The sequence below is a fragment of the Pseudomonas amygdali genome, from assembly GCF_002699855.1.
Classification (GTDB): Bacteria; Pseudomonadota; Gammaproteobacteria; order Pseudomonadales; family Pseudomonadaceae; genus Aquipseudomonas; species Aquipseudomonas amygdali.
Map to the genome: position 1 here is coordinate 1 of NZ_LKBW01000124.1, position 20,074 is coordinate 20,074.

At 56.7% G+C, this 20,074-nt stretch carries 15 protein-coding genes, 1 other RNA gene and 5 pseudogenes; 14 read left to right on the forward strand and 7 right to left on the reverse strand.

The annotated features are described in order from the left end of the window. Positions 1-94: pseudogene (locus tag AO277_RS10895) on the forward strand (IS5/IS1182 family transposase); the annotation flags it as partial. Between the two features lie 810 nt (positions 95-904). On the opposite strand, the gene AO277_RS10905 reads toward AO277_RS10895, so the two are convergent. After that, positions 905-2,214, reverse strand: a protein-coding gene (locus AO277_RS10905) for an IS3 family transposase (protein WP_218962511.1) whose coding sequence is annotated in 2 segments (ribosomal slippage) — positions 905-1,869 and positions 1,869-2,214 — 1,311 coding nt in all. Because the reading frame shifts where the segments join, the coding sequence is not laid out codon by codon here. Between the two features lie 159 nt (positions 2,215-2,373). Here AO277_RS10905 and AO277_RS10910 point away from each other — a divergent pair. The 3 genes and pseudogenes from AO277_RS10910 (at position 2,374) to AO277_RS10920 (ending at position 6,079) form a co-directional block, all read left to right on the forward strand. Beyond that, entirely contained in the window at positions 2,374-2,820 is a 447-nt protein-coding gene (locus tag AO277_RS10910; RefSeq protein ID WP_236691331.1) for a putative glycolipid-binding domain-containing protein, read from the forward strand. Between the two features lie 23 nt (positions 2,821-2,843). Next, positions 2,844-3,935 (forward strand): annotated as a pseudogene (gene gbca, locus AO277_RS10915) (glycine betaine monooxygenase oxygenase subunit); the annotation flags it as partial. A 203-nt stretch (positions 3,936-4,138) separates the two neighbouring features. Then, positions 4,139-6,079, forward strand: coding sequence for a fibronectin type III domain-containing protein (locus AO277_RS10920; RefSeq protein ID WP_306600031.1), 1,941 nt, complete (start codon positions 4,139-4,141; stop codon positions 6,077-6,079). A gap of 44 nt (positions 6,080-6,123) precedes the next feature. Here the strand turns inward: AO277_RS10920 and AO277_RS29070 are convergent. Further along, a pseudogene (locus AO277_RS29070) lies at positions 6,124-6,337 on the reverse strand (LysR family transcriptional regulator); the annotation flags it as partial. A gap of 23 nt (positions 6,338-6,360) precedes the next feature. After that, a complete protein-coding gene (locus AO277_RS10935) occupies positions 6,361-6,891 on the reverse strand; it encodes an XRE family transcriptional regulator (RefSeq protein ID WP_232923174.1) in 531 nt (176 codons plus the stop codon). Between the two features lie 345 nt (positions 6,892-7,236). On the opposite strand from AO277_RS10935, the gene AO277_RS10940 reads away from it, so the two are divergent. The 9 genes and pseudogenes from AO277_RS10940 to AO277_RS10975 all read left to right on the forward strand — a co-directional run bounded on the left by AO277_RS10940 (position 7,237) and on the right by AO277_RS10975 (position 15,972). After that, positions 7,237-7,878, forward strand: coding sequence for an iron-containing redox enzyme family protein (locus AO277_RS10940; protein ID WP_236691216.1), 642 nt, complete (start codon positions 7,237-7,239; stop codon positions 7,876-7,878). Positions 7,879-7,958: 80 nt separating this feature from the next. Next, a pseudogene (locus AO277_RS10945) lies at positions 7,959-9,080 on the forward strand (pyridoxal phosphate-dependent aminotransferase). A gap of 1 nt (position 9,081) precedes the next feature. Next, complete coding sequence (locus AO277_RS10950; RefSeq protein ID WP_044318162.1) at positions 9,082-10,251, forward strand: NAD(P)/FAD-dependent oxidoreductase; 1,170 nt, start codon at positions 9,082-9,084, stop codon at positions 10,249-10,251. A 2-nt stretch (positions 10,252-10,253) separates the two neighbouring features. Next, positions 10,254-11,099, forward strand: a complete 846-nt coding sequence (locus AO277_RS10955; protein ID WP_236691217.1) for a TauD/TfdA dioxygenase family protein — start codon at positions 10,254-10,256, stop codon at positions 11,097-11,099. Between the two features lie 9 nt (positions 11,100-11,108). Further along, positions 11,109-12,392, forward strand: coding sequence for an ATP-grasp domain-containing protein (locus tag AO277_RS10960; RefSeq protein WP_044318164.1), 1,284 nt, complete (start codon positions 11,109-11,111; stop codon positions 12,390-12,392). Between the two features lie 46 nt (positions 12,393-12,438). Beyond that, positions 12,439-13,386: an EamA family transporter gene (locus AO277_RS10965; protein ID WP_005733019.1), complete on the forward strand. Its 948-nt coding sequence runs from the start codon at positions 12,439-12,441 to the stop codon at positions 13,384-13,386. A 23-nt stretch (positions 13,387-13,409) separates the two neighbouring features. Next, positions 13,410-14,651 (forward strand): acetylornithine deacetylase, encoded by a 1,242-nt coding sequence (gene argE, locus AO277_RS10970; protein ID WP_180273439.1) that lies wholly within the window; start codon positions 13,410-13,412, stop codon positions 14,649-14,651. Further along, positions 14,648-15,163, forward strand: coding sequence for an MFS transporter (locus AO277_RS29075; RefSeq protein WP_257214213.1), 516 nt, complete (start codon positions 14,648-14,650; stop codon positions 15,161-15,163). Before argE ends, AO277_RS29075 begins: the two co-directional genes overlap by 4 nt. After that, positions 15,064-15,972, forward strand: coding sequence for an MFS transporter (locus AO277_RS10975; RefSeq protein ID WP_257214215.1), 909 nt, complete (start codon positions 15,064-15,066; stop codon positions 15,970-15,972). The genes AO277_RS29075 and AO277_RS10975 overlap by 100 nt, the downstream gene beginning before the upstream one ends. Positions 15,973-16,313: 341 nt before the next feature. On the opposite strand, the pseudogene AO277_RS10980 reads toward AO277_RS10975, so the two are convergent. From AO277_RS10980 to smpB, 4 genes and pseudogenes are all read right to left on the reverse strand, one after another. Then, a pseudogene (locus AO277_RS10980) lies at positions 16,314-16,914 on the reverse strand (tyrosine-type recombinase/integrase); the annotation flags it as partial. A gap of 82 nt (positions 16,915-16,996) precedes the next feature. After that, positions 16,997-17,384: a transfer-messenger RNA gene (gene ssrA / locus AO277_RS10985) on the reverse strand. 110 nt (positions 17,385-17,494) lie between these two features. Next, the gene (locus tag AO277_RS10990) at positions 17,495-17,779 is read right to left on the reverse strand and encodes a PA2433 domain-containing protein (protein WP_002555147.1); all 285 of its coding nucleotides are present in this window, start codon (positions 17,777-17,779) and stop codon (positions 17,495-17,497) included. 288 nt (positions 17,780-18,067) lie between these two features. Beyond that, a complete protein-coding gene (smpB, locus tag AO277_RS10995) occupies positions 18,068-18,550 on the reverse strand; it encodes an SsrA-binding protein SmpB (RefSeq protein ID WP_002555146.1) in 483 nt (160 codons plus the stop codon). A gap of 113 nt (positions 18,551-18,663) precedes the next feature. On the opposite strand from smpB, the gene AO277_RS11000 reads away from it, so the two are divergent. Further along, positions 18,664-20,067 (forward strand): sodium-dependent transporter, encoded by a 1,404-nt coding sequence (locus AO277_RS11000; protein ID WP_044318179.1) that lies wholly within the window; start codon positions 18,664-18,666, stop codon positions 20,065-20,067. Positions 20,068-20,074: the final 7 nt, after the last annotated feature.

Sequence of the window (20,074 nt, forward strand, 5' to 3'; positions counted from 1 at the left end):
GCGTTACGACAAGCTGGCAAGTAGCTTTAAAGCGATGGTCACACTGGCTTGCATCGAAAGATGCTTGCGGGCTGACTTTTCAGACAAACCCTAAGTAATTGCCCACGATCTCTATCGAGCGCAACTCAGTGTCAGAGCCGAGTTTGTAGTAGGGTTAGGGCTAGAGAAATGGCGACAGCGGCGACAACGCACATAGAACGTGGCTAGGCGCACGGCGACAGAAGTGGCGACAGTCGCCACTTTTTGCGGATTTCGACCGTGATGCTTGACCGTCTTTTCGCGTGGGTATAAAAATTGGCGCACTGTTCGCTGTCGTTGGCAGCACCAGCCCAGGTAGCCCGGACCTTTAAGGCTACACCATTAGCTTGGTGGTTCTCCCAAAGTGCGATTAGCATCCGGCGGCTCGCACGGTCACTCCCCAGGAGTGATGGTTGCTTACTCGACTTATCTGCCCACTGCGGCCGACGATGGACCTTCCTCGCTGCACTGCAGCAACTTCACCTCTTGGCACACTTCATTGCGCCAGACTGCGCCCGTCTCTTTCTCCCGGAAAGAGACGGGCGCTCGTACCACTGCTGCAAGCCACGTCGTACAAGGCATTGCCGCAACTCTCCGCGTGACAATTGGCCTGACAAATCCGATTTATCGCTATCCGCAACGACACAGCCATAGCGATCGTGTAGTAGTCATCAACCTGCGCCCGCGTTTGGGCTTCGAACGCAACCATCGACCCGTTACGTGGTGTCGCGCGGTCGCCATTTAGAGGGCTATAGATGCAGAATGGACTTGCCCCTACAATACCGGACACCAACTCCCCGTTAAATTGATGCTGCTGCCAAGCGCCTAAACTCTCTCGGCGACCGATAATGGACTTGCCCCTACAATACCGGACACCAACTCCCCGTTAAATTGATGCTGCTGCCAAGCGCCTAAACTCTCTCGGCGACCGATATTTCAAAGCGCTGTGCGGATGCTGCTCGTTGTAATGCTCGAAGGCAATCGTCAGATTACGCAGCGCCGTTACTCGATCAGGTTTGGGCATGTGCGCCACGTAATCACGCTTGATCGTCTTCACGAAGCTCTCCGCCATGCCGTTGCTTTGCGGGCTGCGCACCGGTGTAGTCACCGGTTGCAAGCCGATCTGGCGGGCAAACTGACGCGTCTGCTCGGCGATATAGGCCGAGCCGTTATCACTCAGCCATTGCACCGGCGTGCTCGGTAGTTGATCGCCAAACCGCTTCTCCACGCTTTCCAGCATCAAGTCTCGGATATCATCACCGCTGTAGCCCGTCGGGCTGGCGACCCAGCCGATGGCTTCACGGTCACAGCAGTCCAGGGCAAAAGTTACGCTCAACTTCGCACCGTCATCACAGCGGAACTCGAAGCCGTCCACCCAGCCGATGGCTTCACGGTCACAGCAGTCCAGGGCAAAAGTTACGCTCAACTTCGCACCGTCATCACAGCGGAACTCGAAGCCGTCCGAACACCAGCGGGTATCGCTGGTAGTAACAGCGATGCGGCCTTCATGCCGGCGCTGGACGCCAGGCTGCTTGATGCGTCGCTCCAGTAACAGATCGTGATCGCGCATGACGCGGTAAACCCGCTTCACATTGACTGGGGCCAGCGAGTGGATTTCACGTTCGCGGCGCAGCAAACCCCAAACCCGACGGTAGCCATAACTCGGCAATTCGCTGACTTGCTGCTTGATCTCGTCAACCAACTCCGTATCGTTCACGAGCCGACGTCGCCGTACTTTGGGCGATACCGATTGCTTGATTCGTACCGTTAATTGCGAGCGCGACACACCGAGACATTCACTGACCAGTTTCACTGGTCGTCCCCCGGCAACAAGGGTGAGTGCGCAATCCATTTTCGCGAGCGAGCGATCTCCACGGCCTCTTTGAGAACTTCGGCCTCCATCGTCTTCTTGCCCAGCATCCGCTGCAATTCGCGGATCTGCTTGAGCGCATCGCTCAGCTCCGACGCTGGCACCACGGCCTCGCCAGCACTGACTGCCGACAAGCTGCCGTCCTGGTAGAGCTTGCGCCACAGGAACAGCTGGTTGGCATTGATGCCGTTGCGTCGGGCCACTACGGACACGCTTTGTCCAGGTTCAAGGCTCTCTCGAACCATGGCCAGCTTCTGGTCGGTGCTCCAGCGGCGTCGGCGTTCCTGGCCGAGCAGCTCACCACCCTTGTCGTTGCTGTTAGTCATAAACATACCCGTTTGCCTATCCCTTATCTTAAGGGGGTAACGGCGTCCTGTCTTTCATGGGGCTCTTTCAGCGATAGGATCAAACCAATGAGCCTCTCTGCGCCGCAAGCTTCGCTCACCTAGTAACATCGCTAACCCGCTCCGCAAAGGAAGAAACGGATGAAGACAGTTGCTCAATGGTGCGATTGGGACGGGAATGGCCTGGATCATTGCTCGTTTTTTGAGAGTGGTGATTATTCAATCCTTGAAGGCGTTGTCATTGGTACTCGCGAAGGAGATTACGGTGCGCACTACTTTGTCCGTACTGACGCTCTTTTCCGCACACGTGAGGTGCGGGTCGAGTATGTCGGCGGCCCACGTATGCACGTAAGCGCTGATGGCGAGGGGCGCTGGCACGATCTGCTTCGCGACGAGCCAATACCATCGTTAGCGGATTGTTTGGATGTCGATATCGGCGTGACACCTGCAACGAACACGCTGCCTATCAAGCGCCTCAAATTACGGGAGCAGGCTAGTGAAGATATCGTCGTAGCGTATGTTCCTCTACTTGCCCAAATTACAGGTGATTTCTTACCTAGGTTTTGTACGAAAAGTCGGCTGGGGTAGAATTGCCGCCATGATTGGCTNGCAATTACCTGACGCTGCAGATCGGCAAGAACCCGATCCTGGTGGTGCGTGGTGCGGACGGCGCAGTCAACGCGTTCCACAACGTATGCCGCCATCGCGGCTCGCGCCTGTGCACTGCCGAGAAAGGAAAAGTCGCCAAACTGGTTTGCCACTATCACCAGTGGACCTACGAGCTGGATGGCCGCCTGCTGTATGCGGGCACTGAAATGGGCGACGACTTCGACATGAAGCAGTTCGGCCTCAAGCCGGTGCACGTCAAGACCGCAGGCGGTTACATTTTCATCAGCCTGGCGGAGAACCCGCCTGCCATCGACGAGTTCCTGTCGACGCTGCGGCACTACATGGAACCCTATGATATGGAGAACACCAAGGTGGCGGTGCAAACCACCTTGATGGAAAAGGCCAACTGGAAGCTGGTGCTGGAGAACAACCGCGAGTGCTATCACTGCGGTGGCTCGCACCCTGAGCTGCTCAAAACCCTGCTGGAATGGGACGATGTCACAGACCCGCGCGCCGATCAGGCCTTCAAGGATCACGTGGCCGCATCTGCTGCTGCGTGGGACGCCGAGAAAATCCCCTACGCCCACGCCAGTTTCGGCCTGCGTAACCGTATCGTGCGCATGCCGCTGCTCAAAGGCACGGTGTCGATGACCCTGGACGGCAAGGTCGGCTGCAAAAAGCTGATGGGCCGCATCCAGAACCCGGACCTGGGCTCGATGCGTATTCTGCATTTGCCGCACTCCTGGAACCACTGCATGGGCGATCACATCATCGTATTCACGGTGTGGCCGATAAGTGCACAGGAAACCATGGTCACCACCAAGTGGATTGTCCACAAGGATGCAGTCGAAGGCGTTGACTATGACGTGGAACGCATGCGCCAGGTCTGGGATGCCACCAATGATCAGGACCGCCGTCTTGCCGAAGAAAACCAGCGCGGCATTAACTCTACCGCCTATCAACCCGGGCCTTATTCGAAAACTTATGAGTTCGGCGTGGTCAACTTCGTCGACTGGTACAGCTCGCGTATGCTGGAAAACCTCGGGGCAGAGCCAGCACCCTATCTGAAGGGCGTGGCGGTGAATCACGAGTAGAGGGCACACCTGCCCTTGGCAATACTGAGTACGGCTCACTCTTCAGCGAGGTGAGCCTGCTCAAACGATCGTCGACTGACGAATTTCCCGTTTCCCCCGCACAACAACTCCTCCGCCGATACCGTCATTTCTGACAGTTACCTGAAAACCCCTCTCGTGATCAACTCTCGTGGAAGTCAATCCAACGGAAGGAGACACGGACTATGCTCAACCCAAAAATCATTGATCAATATAAAAACAAAACAACCGATGCCGCCTCGACCATGCCGGATATAAGGGGCAAAAATATTCTCATGGGGTTCTGGCATAACTGGCCTTCCGAACCCGATCAAGGTTACCAGCAAGGCCTCTTCAAAGAGATGGCGCTGACCGACATACCCGAAGCGTATAACGTTGTGGCAGTGGCCTTTATGAAAGGTGCCGGCATTCCCACCTTCAAACCTTATAACCTGAGTGATGATGCGTTTCGCGCTCAGGTGGCAGCACTGAATGCACAAGGCCGTGCAGTGCTGATTTCTCTTGGCGGGGCTGACGCGCATATTGAGTTGCATGCCGGTCAGGAAGATGCACTGGCCTATGAAATTATTCGTCTGGTTGAAACCTATGGCTTTGACGGCCTGGATATCGACCTCGAACAAGCTGCTATTACCTTTGCCGATAACCAGACCGTATTACCCGCTGCGTTGAGGATGGTGCGCGAGTATTACGAGACAGAAGGGAAGCACTTCATCATCAGCATGGCCCCGGAATTTCCTTACCTTAGAGTCAGCAAAAAACTTCCTTTATTGAAAGAAATCACTACGTACTTTCCGTTTCTAAAAGACGTCGTGACGTTCCTGGAATCGTTGAGAAGCGGCGGCGCTTACCTGGCCTACATCAACGCTCTGGAAGACATCTATGACTTTATTGCGCCACAGTACTACAACCAGGGCGGCGATGGCTTATGGGTCGATGAAGCCAATAATGGCAGCGGCCTGTGGGTCACTCAAAACAACGATGCTCACAAGAAAGATTTTCTCTACTACCTGACTGATAGCCTGATCCACGGTACACGTGGCTTCACAACAATTCCCGCCGATAGACTGGCCATTGGCTTACCCACCAATAACGACGCAGCCGCTACCGGTTATGTGGTAAACCCGCAGGATGCTATAGATGCATTGGACGACTTGAGAAAAGCCGGCAATCCGATTCGCGGGCTGATGACCTGGTCAGTCAACTGGGATGCCGGCAAGAACAAAAGCGGCGAGGAGTACAACTGGGAGTTCGTGAACCGCTACGGTTATCTCACCGGAGGCGAAACACCTGTACCGGAAAAACCATCAGTACCTGCTGATCTCAGATCAACCGAAAAAACTGCAACGTCGGTGAAACTGAACTGGTCGCTCTCGGAAGGCCCGCAACCGGTCTTGCAATATGAATTGCGTCGTAACGGTGCGGACTCCTTTCTTGTAGACAACCCTGTTTATAACAATACCGGCCTTCAGCCCGGTACTGCTTACAGTTACCAGGTGCGTGCAATTGATGTCATAGGCAACACATCCGAATTCTCGGCCGCGCTCACCGTGCGTACACAGAGTGAAGGCGGAGGCGATGCAAAACCGACGACACCTGTATTGAGCCTCGCAGACGTCACCCAGAGCAGTGTGTCGCTAACGTGGACACCGTCTACCAGCGATAGCCAAATCGTCAGGTATCAAATTGGCCGCAATGGTTGGCCTTTTCAAACGATCGCAAGCGTAACGACCGCGTATACCGATAGCGACGTCACTGCCGATACTCAGTATGAATACTACGTCGTTGCACAAGATACCGAACTTCAGTGGTCAGAGGTCAGTAATGTATTAAAGGTCAAGACTGCTGGCGAAACACCTGCTCCCGGTAACCCGTCACTGCCTCTCGACTTCAAATCCACCGAACAGACCACAACGTCGGTAACGCTCGACTGGAGCAAGGCGAAAGTTGCTCACGTCCAATATGACCTCTTCAGGGATAATGAACCGCCCCGGGTTTCTCGGAGACTCCAACCTTTGAGAGGATGGAGCGANCAGAACGCCGTACCTAAGTCAGTCGTGCATTGGGTGAATAGAGCGCGTTCAGGATTGTGGTTGAGGGCAAGCAGCGTGATGCCTATCGCTGGATAGGTGACTTCGCTGGACGCTCATACTGCGGCCACTCAGCCTGCAAGAAGTCTAGAACCGTTGTATACCACCTCGAGCTGCCGGCCCTGTAGGGTCAGTGAGGTCGCCGCATAACACCGGGCCAAGCTTTCACTTCATAGGCGGTGATAGGTGCCGGGTGTCGCCTCCAAAGCTCGAACTGTGGTGAGCCATCCCAAGCCAAACCATGGCCTCTATGAATAGAAATATACCGCTTTGAAGCGAGTCTCTGGTTTGCGTAGCTGAGGGGCATAATGGGCTTGTGCTTATTTGCGATGCAGGGCAATAACGTATTCGCAAGTTACCGGCGTGGCGTTTTCGAACGTGCAAGCCTCTTCAGGTAGGCCCAGCTGTAGGCAGTCGCCCTGTTCCAATATGTAGAGGGTAGCGCCTTTGGTAAACGTTAATGTGCCTTGCGTGATCCATACCTGCTGATGAAGAAATACGTAGGCGGTGGCAGGGTAGCTGACACGAACTCCCGGCGGCAGTTTCACGCTGATCAGCTCCAGTGGCCACCCCTCCCGCGGAGATATTTGCTGGCGTGTGTAACCCGTTTCCGGGTCCACCCAGCGCGGTTGCTCCGCGGCTCTTGAGAGAAGTCCCGAGCGCCCCTCGGCGCGATGCAGAAGGGTGGAGAGGGGCAAGCCGAAGGCTCCCGACAGCCGACCTAGAATCGTCGAGGTAGGGCTGACCTGGGCATTTTCAATTTTGCTAATCATTGCCTTTGATACACCGGAGAGCTGGGCTAGCTCGCTGATGGACCATTCGCGCGCGGTGCGCTCGGCTTTGAGGGTCAACGCGATATCAATGGGTTGATTGTTCGCTATAAGAAAATTCCAGATGGAGAAGATTTGACTCTAAGCTTAGCGTTCGATGTGCGTTTGATTGGTGCGAAAAAATAAATAGTGCTTTTCTTTGGTGCGTAAAATTCATTTTCGGTAATAGATCATTGATATTGATCGTAAAATTATATTTGTCATTTTTTGTTTCAAAATAAATCTATTGCTCTTGGGGTCTTTGATTAGAAGTATTAATTTGCGCGCGCGTGTCGGTTGTTTGCTATATGAAACATGCGGTGGCATTCTGTCACTGTCTTCCAAGCTACCTTATCGTATTTGGGGGTATCTATGCCGGCTCAGCAAATGGAACAAGGCTATCTGACGGGTGAGCAAATCATCCATTCGATTAAGGAAATGATCACGGCTTCGGGGATCAATACCAACGCATTCTATAAAACGTTTCGCCAGGCCCCGCTGCCTAAGGCAACGTTGAAAAAAGTATTCCAGCAGTACTTTTATTATATCCGTACTTTCCCGCAGATCCTGGCAGGTACTTCACACCGCACCGACAGCGAAGTGATTCGAATGAAGTTGGCGCGCACGGTAGTGTCTGAGCTTGGTGATGGAGTGGGCGAAGCACACTTCATTATGTTTGAGCGTGTACTTGCCGGCGTCGGCATCACGTTGGATGACTGGAAGAAGGTTGAGTACATTCCCGAGGCCAGCGAGCTGGTCGATGGCCTGCGTCGAATTTTCCTCGAGGGTTCGACAGAGCATGCCATTGGTGCTCATTACGTTATCGAAGAGTTTGGCTTTCCGATGATCGCCAGCCTTTACGAAGGCTTCCGCCTCTACAGCGGGTGGAAACACGAAGACTTCACCTACTTCTATCTGCACATGCTGGTTGAAACCGATCATGTGCAATGGATCAGTGATGCGGTCATGGAGGCCGCCCGGGACACTGACAACGGCAACGATATCCTGGAGGGCGCTGCCGAATGCTGAACTTGTTGACCCGATTCTGGCAAGGACTCAACCGAGTAGCCACTCACGCTTGAACGATCAAGACAAGGGGGCGGGAAGCCATGGATGATTGGACATTGATTGGTCGAGTGGCGCCCTTCCGGGATGCCAGTGCATATGCAGCATCCTCAGGGGCCTTGAACCTGTCGCAAGGACTTCCCGAACCCCTGTTTGACAATGCCATGAATGCGGCGTTGGCCCGCCAGGTACGGGCGGGCTGGCAGTACGCCGACCCTCGCGGCGAAATGATCTTGCGCGAAAGCATTGCGGGCCACAATGCCGGCTATGCGCCCGACACCGAGGTTCTGGTGACCAGCGGCTGTACCGAGGCCTTGTACTTGGCCCTATGCGCAGCTTCCACGCAATACGGCAGCAAGGTCGCTTTTTTTGAACCCTTCTATCCCTATTACCCAGGAATGGCCACATTGTTGGGGTTGGAGTTTGTTGCAGTGCCGTTGTCGGTGGGGCATTCAATCGGTCCCGAATGGGCAATGCTCGAACAGCAATTGCGTGCCGGTGTTCGCATCTTGCTGCTCAACACCCCCCACAACCCGACCGGATGGTGCATGTCCGCCGATGATTGGCAGCATCTGGTGGCGTTGGCAAAAAACCATGACTTCATGGTGATTGTCGACGAAGCCTACCGTCACTATCAGTACGACGCCGACGCACCGACGCAGTACCCCCATCAACAGATTCCCATGATGGTGGCAGGCAGCGCTTCGAAGTTGTTGTCCATGACCGGAGTCCGGATCGGCTGGTTGTGCGCGCAGGCAACCTTCATGGCGCGAGCCTATGCCCATCACCTGTACCTGAGCTATTGCTAACCCACCCCCATACAGGCAGCCGTCGCGGTTTTGCTCGATGAGTTGACCATCGGGCGACTCGAAAGCCTGCGCGAGCACTACAAGCACAAACGCGATCGCCTGGCAGGTGCGCTGATGGCCGCCGGGCTGGATATCCAGTTACCGGCGGGCGGCCATTACCTCATGGCCGACTATTCACGGCGGGCGCCTTCATTGTCCCCGGTTGAATTCAGTCAACACCTGGCCGTTCGTTGCGGGGTCATGCCATTGCCCGCGACGCCCTTCTATCTGGGGCAGTGCCCCACCTATGTCAGATTTTCTTTCTCGGTAGCCAAACCCATTGTTGATCAAGCTTGTGCCCGCCTGGAGGATTTTTGAAATGGAGCAGCATGTGTTCGACGTCATTGTCGTAGGCGGCGGTCCCGCAGGGCTGAGCGAGTGTGTCCGGTTGATCGATCTGGGCCTGAAAGTCGCGGTCATCAGCGATGTATTCGGGGGATGCATGGGCATGATGGGGGACCATCCATTGCAGTCGTACTGCAATGAACTGGAGATCGAAGGGGCCCCCTATCCCTTGCATCGGTTCATGCGCAAGTTGTGCGTCAGCCCCACTGGCGAGGAATACGCCGCCTATATCCGGAGCAACTTCGAAGCCTTGCCATTGACCAGGATCCAGCAACGGGTGGTCACCGTAAGCAAGGCGCAGGGGCTGTTCGAGGTAAACCTGGCCGCGGGTTCCCAGGGGCATCCCTTGCGTGCGCGGCAGATTATCCTCGCGACTGGGATTCGCCCGAAGGCGCCGCCCTTCGAAATGCCCAATGCGCATTGGCTCAATTGCTTTGACGTCTACCAGATGGTTGCGCGGGGTCAGGTCCAGCGCTTCCTGCAGCAGGACGTCGTCATCTTCGGCAGCGGTAACAGTGCGTTCCAGATCGCACTTCTGCTTGCCCCGTTCGCCCGCAATGTGTCGATCCTGATCAAATCCTATCTGGGGCTGTATCCCCAGGAGACCGATGATCGGTTTGCCCTCAGGTCCCTGAGCCAGCGCACGCTGGAGATGATAGCCAAGACGTCGTCCAGTTCCTTTCTAGGGCCGCTCAACAGCGCCAACAGTACGGGCCGGGCCAATATCTGGCTGCATGCCTACAACAGCATTCGCCAGGAAGGCGACAAGGTCGTCCTGGATCTTCCGGCGTCACTCAACGGCAATTCGCTGCTCCAGGCTTCCTGCCGCAAGGCTCAAGAGGCCGGCCGGCTGGTCGAAGCCCAGGCATCCGAGGGGTATGAGCTGCACTTGGATATATCGGCGAAGGATCAATGCCTGGTTTCGGCCATCGGCGTCACCGCACAACTGCCCGCCACCGACTGGCCGCAACTGCTCAACCCACAGACCGGATTCACCTGCCACCAGGATGGGAAAAGCCCTGTCGCAGGCCTGTATTTCGAGGGGGCAGCCTCAGGTTATGCGTCGATCAACACGATGGTGCCCGCAGCAGCGGAAATGAGTGCCACGCCATCGCTGCAAGAAGGGCTGCGGTCGTGGGCGTGAGGATGTTCCAGCCGCTGCGCATGGACCTTGGCGATGTGCTCGAGCAATCGACAGCGGAGCTCAAGCAAGCCATCGCCCGGGCCAAGGTGCTGGTCATCGCCAACCAGGACGTTAGTGTTGCCCCTTATGTGCAGTTGATGCGCAGGCTGGGTTCGCCTGTGCACCATGTGTTGGCCAATTACTGCCTCGAGGATTATCGGGAAGTGCTGACCGTGACCAATCTCCATCGCAACGGCCAGGCCTTGGGCGTGCATGAAGGAGGCGGGTATTGGCACACCGACATGTCGTACAAATCGGCGAATACGGTGTTCACGTCACTGCTGTCCGTGCAGGTGCCGGACCAGCACGGCGAGACTCAATTCATCGATTGTGTCGCAGGCCTGCACCAGGTTCGCCAGTGGCTGGTAAGTCCGGGTTGCCCGCAGCACCTGAAGGGCCTCGACCTGGAAAACCTGCGGATTCACCACCGTTTCGGTAATCGCGACGCACTGCGCAATGCCGACGCCGCGGTGCAGCAGCTCAATTCCCAGGAGACTGGCGCTCTGGAAGACACCGTGGTCCACCCCCTGGTGCTCAAACACCCGCTCTCCTGTACGACATCGCTTTATGCGCCGGCCGCCACGGCCATGCAAATAGAAGGGGTAACGCCTGCACTGTCCCATCGCATTCTCGACAGTCTGGTCGATTTTCTCGTTCAGCAGGCGCCGCGCTATCGGCATGCCTACCGCCCAGGCGACATCGTGATCTGGGACAACCTCTCAACGCTGCATAAAGGTCCGCCAATCCCCAAAAGTGAAGGGGGGGCCGATGCGCGCCTTCTCTATCGCATGAACGTCGACTTCCAGTGAGGCATTACCATGATCAAGACTATCGTTTTCCTGACGCCCCATTACCTGAACTTCGCCTCCGAGAAGGCCTTGCAGACGCTGGGACGAGACTGTCGCACCGTACTGATCGCCTATCATGCTGATGTCCTGCCCCCCGTGCTCGAGCGCAACGTCTCGCAGGTAGTGCGCGTCGATGCCGACCTGCAGCGCAACATTCGCCCGTTGCTCGATCATGACCAATGTCGAGATGTCATCAGCGATGAGTTGCGCGCCGTGCAGGGCAACACGTCGTCATTGCGTATTTTCTGCCAGGAAGAATGCCACGTTGAGCTGGCGGCCCAGTTACGCGAGGAGTTCGGATTAGAGGGCGATACACAGGCGATCGTGGCGAATTTTCGCGACAAGGTGCTGATGAAGCACGCCGTCAGCCAGAAGGGGATACGCATTCCCGAATTCGTACCACTGGATCACGTACGCCTATCGGCCGAGCCACAGGCTTACTACGCCGAGCTGACGGCGCGATTGGGCCTGCCCCTGGTCCTGAAACCGGTGGACGCGGCAGGCAGTTTCGAGGTGTCGATCATTCGCAACGAGGCCGAATTCAACAAGGCCCGCGAGCAAGTATTGGCGTCACCGTATCATTTCGATTATGAGGTGGACGAGTTCATCGACGGCGACATGTTCCAGTGTGATTCGTTTGTGGTTGACGGCCAAATCCGCTACTGCGGCGTCCTGGAACTGGGTTGCACCAACTTCGACTTTGTCCAGGGCAAGCCCTTGAGCGTGATTCCCGTGGCCGACCCTGCGCTCAGGGCGACCCTGGAAGCCTTCAACCGGGACGTGATCGCAGCCCTGAACTTTCGCAACGGCTCGACGCACCACGAGGTTTTTGTAGACCGCAAACGCGGTTATCCGGTGTTCCTGGAAATTGCCGCACGCGTACCTGGTGGCATCGGCGTGCCGTATCACGAGAAAAACAGCGACATCAACCTGATCGACGCCAATCTCTACCTCGTGGCCGGTGCCGCGGCGCTCGATGACATCAAGCCCAACGAGAAGAACAACGTGGTGTCCGCCTTGTTGCCCTTGCGCAAAGGCCGGATCAGCCAACTCAACGAACCACCCATTTCCAGTGCCTACGACATCGATTGGCGGGTCGCCCCGGGCATGGTTGTGGACTCCCGATCCCTGGCCGATACCGCAGGCATCCTGACGTTGTACAACGCGGATCCACTGGTACTGCGCGCCGACTTCGAAGCCTTGCAGCAGTACGTGCCAACCCAGGTGGAAGTGCTGGAGCCGGGAACCGCATGATCAATCCAGTGGGCGGCAGGCAACAGGTTTTTCTCAAGGAGCAGGCATGAAGACAGGAATACTCGGTGCCGTCAGCATGGCGGTCTACTGCATCTCGACGGCGCTCTCGGCCGTCTGGGTCATGGTGGCGTTCACCCGTATCAGTGGGGCGGCGCTGACATTCATTACCTTCCTGATGGCCTGGGCGGTATTTTTCCTGGTGCATACCTTGCGTGGTCATGACCCGTTTCGCCTGCTGCGCGAGGAGTGGCGCGGCGTGCTGCTGCTCAATGTGCTGACGCTGTTCAGTTGGTGGCTGATGTTCATGGCCCTGCAGCGCATCGAGGCGTCGGTGGAATCGGCCATCTATCAGGGCTGGATGCCGCTGGTGGTGGTGGTCTGCGAAATGCTGGTGGCGCGGTCCTCGGTCAGTCGTTCCCGGTGGCTGGGCGCGCTGCTGATCCTGTTATCACTGATGGCCCTGGTTCTTATGCGTCTCGCGCTGGGGGTCACGGCCCAGGTCAGTCTTGTCAATTTGCATGAGGGCATTGCCCTGGCCTCTGTCGCCGGGATCACTGGCGGGATCTACGTGTTCTGCTCGGCTCGACTGAACCGCGACAGCAAGTACAGCGCCATGGATATTCTGTGCGTCAGGTTCTTCCTGCTCTTGATTGTCACGGGATGGGTCGGCCGGGAAAACCTGCACCAGTTGCTCACGCTTGATACCGCCATGCTCGGCCAATTGATCAAGCTGGCATTCGTCAGCGTGCTGATTCCGGTGTTCACCCTGCAGTTTGCCATTCAACATTTGGGGGGCGGGCGGGTGTCCATTCTCACACCGTGCGTGCCGGTCATTGCCTTGGCGGCCGAGTTCGTGCTCTCCACCTGGCACAGCCCCTGGGTGCCGGTCCTGGTTACGGTGGTGTGCGTGGCGGTGTTGTTGTCCAACGTCTGGTTTTCGCGAGACAGGCAGGTTGTTCGCTCGGGCCCCATGCCTGTCGCCCTTCAAAAATAGACTTCGGTTTACTGGAGCATCCCATGACTCTTTCCTTGGCCTTCGCACAGGGGGCGGCAGACGCTTGCTCGAATGACGGCCGCAGCGTGCTCGCACGCACGTTGGAAATCGCACGAACCCTGATTGGTTTCCCTTCGGTCAGCGATCGTTCCAATCTGGACCTTATCGAATGGGTGAGCGGGTACCTGCACGGCGTCGGGGTGCAGGCCCAGATTCTACCGGACGTCACCGGGCGCAAGGCGAACCTGTTTGCCAGTCTCGGACCGCGGCGCCCCGGGGGCATCATCCTGTCCGGACATACCGACGTGGTGCCCGTCGCGGGCCAGGCCTGGGCGCAGGACCCGTTCAGCGCCCACCTGGACCACGGACGGCTGTACGGTCGCGGCAGTTCGGATATGAAAGGGTTTATCGCTGTCGTACTGGCGATGGCTCCCGAGCTGATGGCGTCTGCACGGCAAAGCTTTCACCTGGCCTTGTCCTATGACGAGGAGGTGGGCGCGATGGGTGCGAAACATCTGGCGCCCTTCATCTCGCAGGCACAGCTGGAGCCCGCCGGTTGCATTGTCGGCGAGCCGACTTCAATGGAGCTGGTGATCGGCCACAAAGGGCGTCATGAACTCAATTGCTGTGTCCATGGCAAAGTTGCGCACTCATCGTTGCCGAGTGAGGGCGTCAACGCCATCGATTATGCCGCGAGGGTACAGATGCAGCTTCAGCAAGTGGCCAGACGGCTTGCACAGGGGCCGTTGGACAGCGGGTTTGATGTCCCGTACACCACCGTCCAGGTCTGCCGGGTCAACGGTGGTGTCGCTGGCAATGTCATTCCTGGTCAATGCAGCTTCGACTTCGAGATTCGCTACCTGCCCGGCTGCGATGCCGAGCAACTGCTGGTACAGATCCAGGACGACGCCAAGCAGGCCATGCACGGTGAGATGAATGATCGCGCTGCGACGGCGTCCATCGAGTTTTCCCACACGTTGCATAACCCGGGGTTGGATGAGAAGGGCAACCAAGCCTTCGCGCAATGGGTCCGTGAGGCCAGTGCAATGGCCCATGACCGACAACGAGTGGCATACAGCACTGAAGCCGGGTTGTTCCAGGCCGCAGGAATTCCAACGATCGTCTGCGGCCCAGGGAGTATCAAGCAAGCGCACAAGGCGAACGAGTATGTGGAGCTGGCTCAGCTTGAAGCCTGTGAACAGTTCCTGCGCCGCCTGGCGTGTTGCGAGCCATTGCCCCCGATGCCCGCCGGGGGAGAGCAATGAGCGCCACAGCCCTGGATAGCCAGGGGCGCGAACGCAGGAAACTGGTTCTGGCGGTGAGCGTGGGCGCCGCATTGGAATGGTTCTACTTTACCCTGTTTGCAATCTTTGCCTTGCAGATCGCCGTCGCGTTCTTTCCGGCGTCCGACCCATTGATGTCGTTGCTCGCTTCCTACCTGGCGCTCGCCGTTGGCTTCGTGGCCCGCCCGTTGGGCGCGCTGCTGATGGGGCGCTATGCCGATCGCCGGGGGCGCAAGGCCGCGCTGACCCTGTCCATCATGTTGATGGGCGCCGGGACCCTGATCATGGCCGTATGCCCGACCTATGAGGCCATCGGATGGTGGGCGCCGTTGAGCATTGTCGTCGCGCGCATATTGCAGGGGGTGGCAGCCGGGGGGGGGAGATCGGCGGCGCGCTGGCCTATCTTGTCGAAACGGCACCTGCGAACCGCCGCGGTCTATTTGCGTCCAGCCAACAAGTGGCGCAAGCCGTATCATTCCTGCTATGCGGTGTAAGTGCGAGTCTGTTGTCGAGCGTGCTGACGCCCGCTCAGTTGGATGAGTGGGGTTGGCGCGTGCCCTACGTCTTCGGACTGCTGGTCGTGGTGGCAGGTTTGAAAATTCGTCGCAGCCTTGAGGAAAGCGAGCCGCTGCGCCGCTTTCTCGATAATCAAGACAAGCATGCGATGGCACGGAAGGGGCCGAGCCTTCGCCCTTATCTGCCCAATCTCGTGATGGGGGTGTTGATCGTCGTTCTCTGGACGGTCGCGACACAATTGATCAATTTCATGCCGACCTATGCATCGATGGTGCTTGAACTTCCGCGCAACAAGGCCTACCTGGGGTTGGTTTTGGTCGGCCTCATCACGCTGCTGTGCCCCTTGACGGCACTACTGTCGGACCGCATCGGGCGCTACACCGTCATGCTCATTGGTGCTGTGGGGATCGCGCTCTGTGCCTACCCGGGGTTCGTATGGTTGAACAACAACCCCAGTCTCCAGGCGCTGATCAGCTTCCAATGTGGGCTGGCAGTGCTGATGGTGCTTTACACCGGGCCGGCTTCGGCGGCATTGGCAGAGCTGTTTCCGGTGCAAGTCAGGGCGTTGGGCGTCTCGCTGGCTTATGCCTTATCGGTGACTATTTTCGGCAGTTCCACTCCGACGCTGACTACCCTGATTTACCGCCACAGCGGGGATCCCTTAGCGGCCGCTCATTGGTTATTTACAGCGGCATGCCTGAGTGCGACACCGCTGGCCTGGATGTGCCTATCGAAAAGTCGGGCGAGTTCCAGCATGAGGATAGCCATCCAGAGAAAGTATGAGTGAACAAAAATTGTCTTGCCGGTCCCGATCCACGCCTACTCGGTGATAAAAATCAGAAAGCAGGATTCGTAGTGAATAGTTCTGCGTTGCTGCTTGTGTGAGCTTGGATCGGATCAGTGAGAGATCATTGTCCAATTACGCGTGGGATCCAGCGAGTCTCGGTGCTGGGCCTACCCCCTTGAAAGAAGGGGGGCTTGAGCTCACATCCAACTCACCGTTGGGGCAGTGACCTCTCAATCAACCAGCTTTGATGCCTGAATCTGTAATTGACGTTTGAGTTTTGCTTTTCCCGCCAACCCCTCCGATCCAGCGATCTTTGATCGCGTCGGCCGGAGGGCTCACTGTCCGCTGAAAGGCTTTATAGCTTCCAAAAGCTCCAGAGCTTGCTGGGTGAGCGGGATGACATGCGTGCGGCGCTTTTTCATTCGCTCTGGAGGGATTGTCCATATCTTCTTTTTGAGATCGATATCTGCCCAGCGAGCCGTGGCAGCCTCTGCTGGACGAGTCATAGTGTGGAGCTGCCACTCTATCAAGCATCGAGTGGTCTTTTTAATGCTGGCGTTGGCGACTGTCAGCATTAGTTCTTTCAGCTCACCCGGTGCAAGCGCCGCCATGTTTTGCTTCTTCGGTTTTTTGAAGACGGAGCGGATTCCACTGAGCGGATTTGAAAAAATCAGGCCAGCATTCACCCCATAAGTCATGATTTCGTTTAGACGCTGGCTAAGTCGCTTGACGGTCTCTAGGCTGCCCTTTGCCTCAAGGGGTCTAGCAATCCGATTACCATAGATGCAGTGATCGCCGAGATCGGTGTATTAGCCAGTTCGGGCAGAACGTGCAGCGCAAGAGATCGCCATATATCTTCGGCATAGGCAGTGGTGACTGAGTCTTTTTTAGATCGAACCATGCGGTGGCCACATTTTTGAATGTGTGCTCCGTAGTCGCCTTTACTGTCTGGACCGTAATGCCCTGATATTGCTGGATTTCAGGCACAAAAAAAGACCTCCGAGGACGTCTTTAGATGTAAATTTGGTGGAGCCGGGGGGATTTGACCCCCCGTCCGCCAGTACTCCGCTGTCGGTACTACATGCGTAGCCGTGTCTATTAAGTTAACCCTCAGCGACCCGACGGGCAGGGTGCTTTGGGCGAGCTGTGTAAGTTTTAGCCGATTCGTCCACAGCGTACTGCACGGCGATTCTGTTCTATATGACAATCATTTTGGGTTTACAGACATCCCCTGATGATTGCTGGAGCCGAAGCTACCAGAAGTGCGGCTAGGCTGCTTACGCAGCTAGTTGAGCACCGTAGTTTTCGTCATTGGCAACTATAGAAAGTTGCAACAGTGGATTTACGAGTTCTGTTACCAACTCGGCATGCACCTAAAGTTTCATCACCGGCGTCGAATCCAAATCGGCCCCGAGACTGCTTTCGCAGTCGCTGGGGCGCAGTGTACGCCGATTGGCGTGTCACGTCGACCCGTTTGCTGCAATCGATCAGGCTAACCGGGTGGCGGGCCTGATCGAAGGGGTTACTTGGTGCCTTCGCTGCCCGAGCCGGTATTTTTCAGCGAGGTGATCACCTTGGTGGTGATTTCGACGCATTTTTTCTCGTCGTTCTGAGCTTGAGCCGCTTTGGCGTTTTTCTCAGTGGTTTCTAGCATTGTCTTGTTTTCCGGGCTCAGGTTGGTGCCGGAAGAAACCTGAGCATTTTCGATCGTTTTGATGTTTGCAGCGCACAAATCATCGGCGGCAAAAACCGGCGAAGCCAACAGGGCGGCGCTGAGGAACAATCCAGTGAGGGCGGTACGCATCATGTGTCTCTCCTTATAACCTGTGGACTCGGTATGGCCGGTCGTTGAGGCCGTCGCCCGAGGGTTTGAAAGCCCGTTCATGTTCAGGGCCTAAAGGATTGACTGTGCTGTAACGCAGGCGTTCTATTTTATTTTCAGACAGATGCGAAAAAGCCACATTGGGCGGTTAAGGCACCAAAGTGGGGCGATCTTCGCGTTGGGGTTGTGATTGTGCGGGGTGGATGAGAGGCGGATGGATTGAAGGTGCGCGGCGCCAAATGCCCGTTCAAGGCATTCGGCACAGGCAAGGAGTTAGTCGTCCTTGCCCTTGGAACGCACGGCACGCTGCAGCTCACGGTCCGAGTCGCGTTCACGCTCGGTGTGGCGCTTGTCGTATTCCTTTTTACCTTTACCCAGCGCGATTTCGCACTTGATCAAGTGCTCCTTCCAGTAAACGGAAAGGGCCACGCAGGCATAGCCTTTCTGTTGAACCGAGCTGGTGAGCTTTTCGAGCTCGCGCTTGTTCAGCAGCAGTTTTCGGGTGCGTGTCGGGTCAGCGATGACGTGCGTGCTGGCAGTCTTGAGAGGCGTGATGTGGCAACCCATCAGCCAGGCCTCGCCATCCTTGAGCAGCACGTAACTGTCGACCAGCTGTACCTTGGTGGCACGCAGGCTTTTTACTTCCCAGCCAGCCAGGACCAGACCGGCCTCGAACTTGTGTTCGATGAAGTAATCGTGACGCGCCTTTTTATTTTGCGCGATGGTCCCTGTAGGGTTTTTCTTGAGCTTAGCCATAGGGGGCGCATTATAGGGAGTTGCATCAATGTCGGCTATGGGAAAGCGCGTGCTTGAGCACAAAGGTTGAATCCCGGACAATGCGCGATCTTTTTTGGCTGGGCGTTTCGATAATGTCGACGGACAAGGTTTCAGTCCACGGTAGCTGGGCAAGCCGCTGGGTGTTCATCCTGGCTGCCACAGGTTCTGCCGTGGGGCTGGGCAGCATATGGAAATTTCCGTACATGGTCGGTGCCCATGGCGGCGGTGCATTTGTACTGGTGTTTCTGGCGTGCATCGCGCTGATCGGCATTCCGGTGATGATCGCCGAGACGCTGATTGGCCGTCGTTCCCGACTCAGTCCTGCGAATGCGCTCAAGACGCTGGCGCTGGAAGCGGGGCATTCGGCGCGATGGTCATGGGGCGCTTTTGCCGGAATGATCACGGCTTTGCTGATTCTCTCCTTTTATAGTGTGGTGGGCGGCTGGTCGCTGGATTACATCATCGACATGGGGCGCGGCGATTTTCAGGGTGTTTCGCCGGATCAGGTCGGTGCCTATTTCGGCGCGGTGATTGCAGACCCTTGGCGTCTGATTTTGTGGCACACCATTTTCATGCTGCTGTCGGCGGTGGTGATCGGCAAGGGTGTCGAGGCCGGTCTGGAGAAGAGCCTGCGCATCATGATGCCGATGCTGTTCCTGCTGATGCTGGCACTGTTGGGCTATAGCCTGACCACAGGGCATTTCATGGAAGGCGTGCATTTCATGTTCGACTTCAATCCCGACAAGGTCTTGGACGGCTTGCTGCCCGCGATGGGGCATGCGTTCTTTTCCCTGAGCGTCGGTGTCGGCTCGATCATGGTCTACGGCGCTTACATGACCAAGGGCGCGTCTATCCGCACCACGGTCGTCGGCATCGCGTTGCTCGACACCTTTGTTTCGCTGCTGGCGGGCCTTGCGCTGTTTCCTATCGTTTTTGCTGCAGGCCTGAACCCGAGTGAGGGGCCGGGCCTGATGTTTGTAACGTTGCCATACGCGTTCGGCAACGTGGCATTCGGGCAGTTGATGGGCGTCGTGTTCTTCGTGCTGGTGGCTGTAGCGGCCTGGAGCTCGGCGATTTCGCTGCTTGAACCCATGGTTGCCTATCTGGTTGAGCGCACCCGTATTCGCTGCGCCTGGGTGACGTTCTGGCTGGCATTTACCTGCTGGTTTGTAGGGCTGGGAACGGTGTTCTCGTTCAATATCTGGCAAAAAGCCAAGTTTTTCGTGAACGATGGAGGTGTATTCCACCTCTACCAGTGGGGCGCATCGACTGGCCTGGACTTCTTTGGAGTCATTGATTTCTTCACTTCGCGGATCATGTTGCCGCTGGGTGGGTTGTGTTTTGTGGTATTCGCTGGTTGGGTGATGAGCCGTGAGACGGTGCGTGACGAGTTGTCGATTCGCAGTCCGTTGCTCTTCAGCCTGACGTTTTTTTTGATGCGCTACGTGGCGCCGCTCGGCATTCTTGTGGTGTTTGCCGCTCAGCTCTGGAAATGACGCTCAC

Coding starts and splice junctions, on each gene's coding strand:
- smpB (WP_002555146.1), bottom strand. CDS start 18,550: ATGGCTAAGCTCAAGAAAAACCCTACAGGGACCATCGCGCAAAATAAA.
- AO277_RS10910 (WP_236691331.1), top strand. CDS start 2,374: ATGAAGACAGTTGCTCAATGGTGCGATTGGGACGGGAATGGCCTGGAT.
- AO277_RS29075 (WP_257214213.1), top strand. CDS start 14,648: ATGAGCGCCACAGCCCTGGATAGCCAGGGGCGCGAACGCAGGAAACTG.
- AO277_RS10950 (WP_044318162.1), top strand. CDS start 9,082: ATGGAGCAGCATGTGTTCGACGTCATTGTCGTAGGCGGCGGTCCCGCA.
- AO277_RS10940 (WP_236691216.1), top strand. CDS start 7,237: ATGGAACAAGGCTATCTGACGGGTGAGCAAATCATCCATTCGATTAAG.
- AO277_RS10955 (WP_236691217.1), top strand. CDS start 10,254: ATGTTCCAGCCGCTGCGCATGGACCTTGGCGATGTGCTCGAGCAATCG.
- AO277_RS10990 (WP_002555147.1), bottom strand. CDS start 17,779: ATGATGCGTACCGCCCTCACTGGATTGTTCCTCAGCGCCGCCCTGTTG.
- AO277_RS10960 (WP_044318164.1), top strand. CDS start 11,109: ATGATCAAGACTATCGTTTTCCTGACGCCCCATTACCTGAACTTCGCC.
- AO277_RS10965 (WP_005733019.1), top strand. CDS start 12,439: ATGAAGACAGGAATACTCGGTGCCGTCAGCATGGCGGTCTACTGCATC.
- AO277_RS11000 (WP_044318179.1), top strand. CDS start 18,664: ATGTCGACGGACAAGGTTTCAGTCCACGGTAGCTGGGCAAGCCGCTGG.
- argE (WP_180273439.1), top strand. CDS start 13,410: ATGACTCTTTCCTTGGCCTTCGCACAGGGGGCGGCAGACGCTTGCTCG.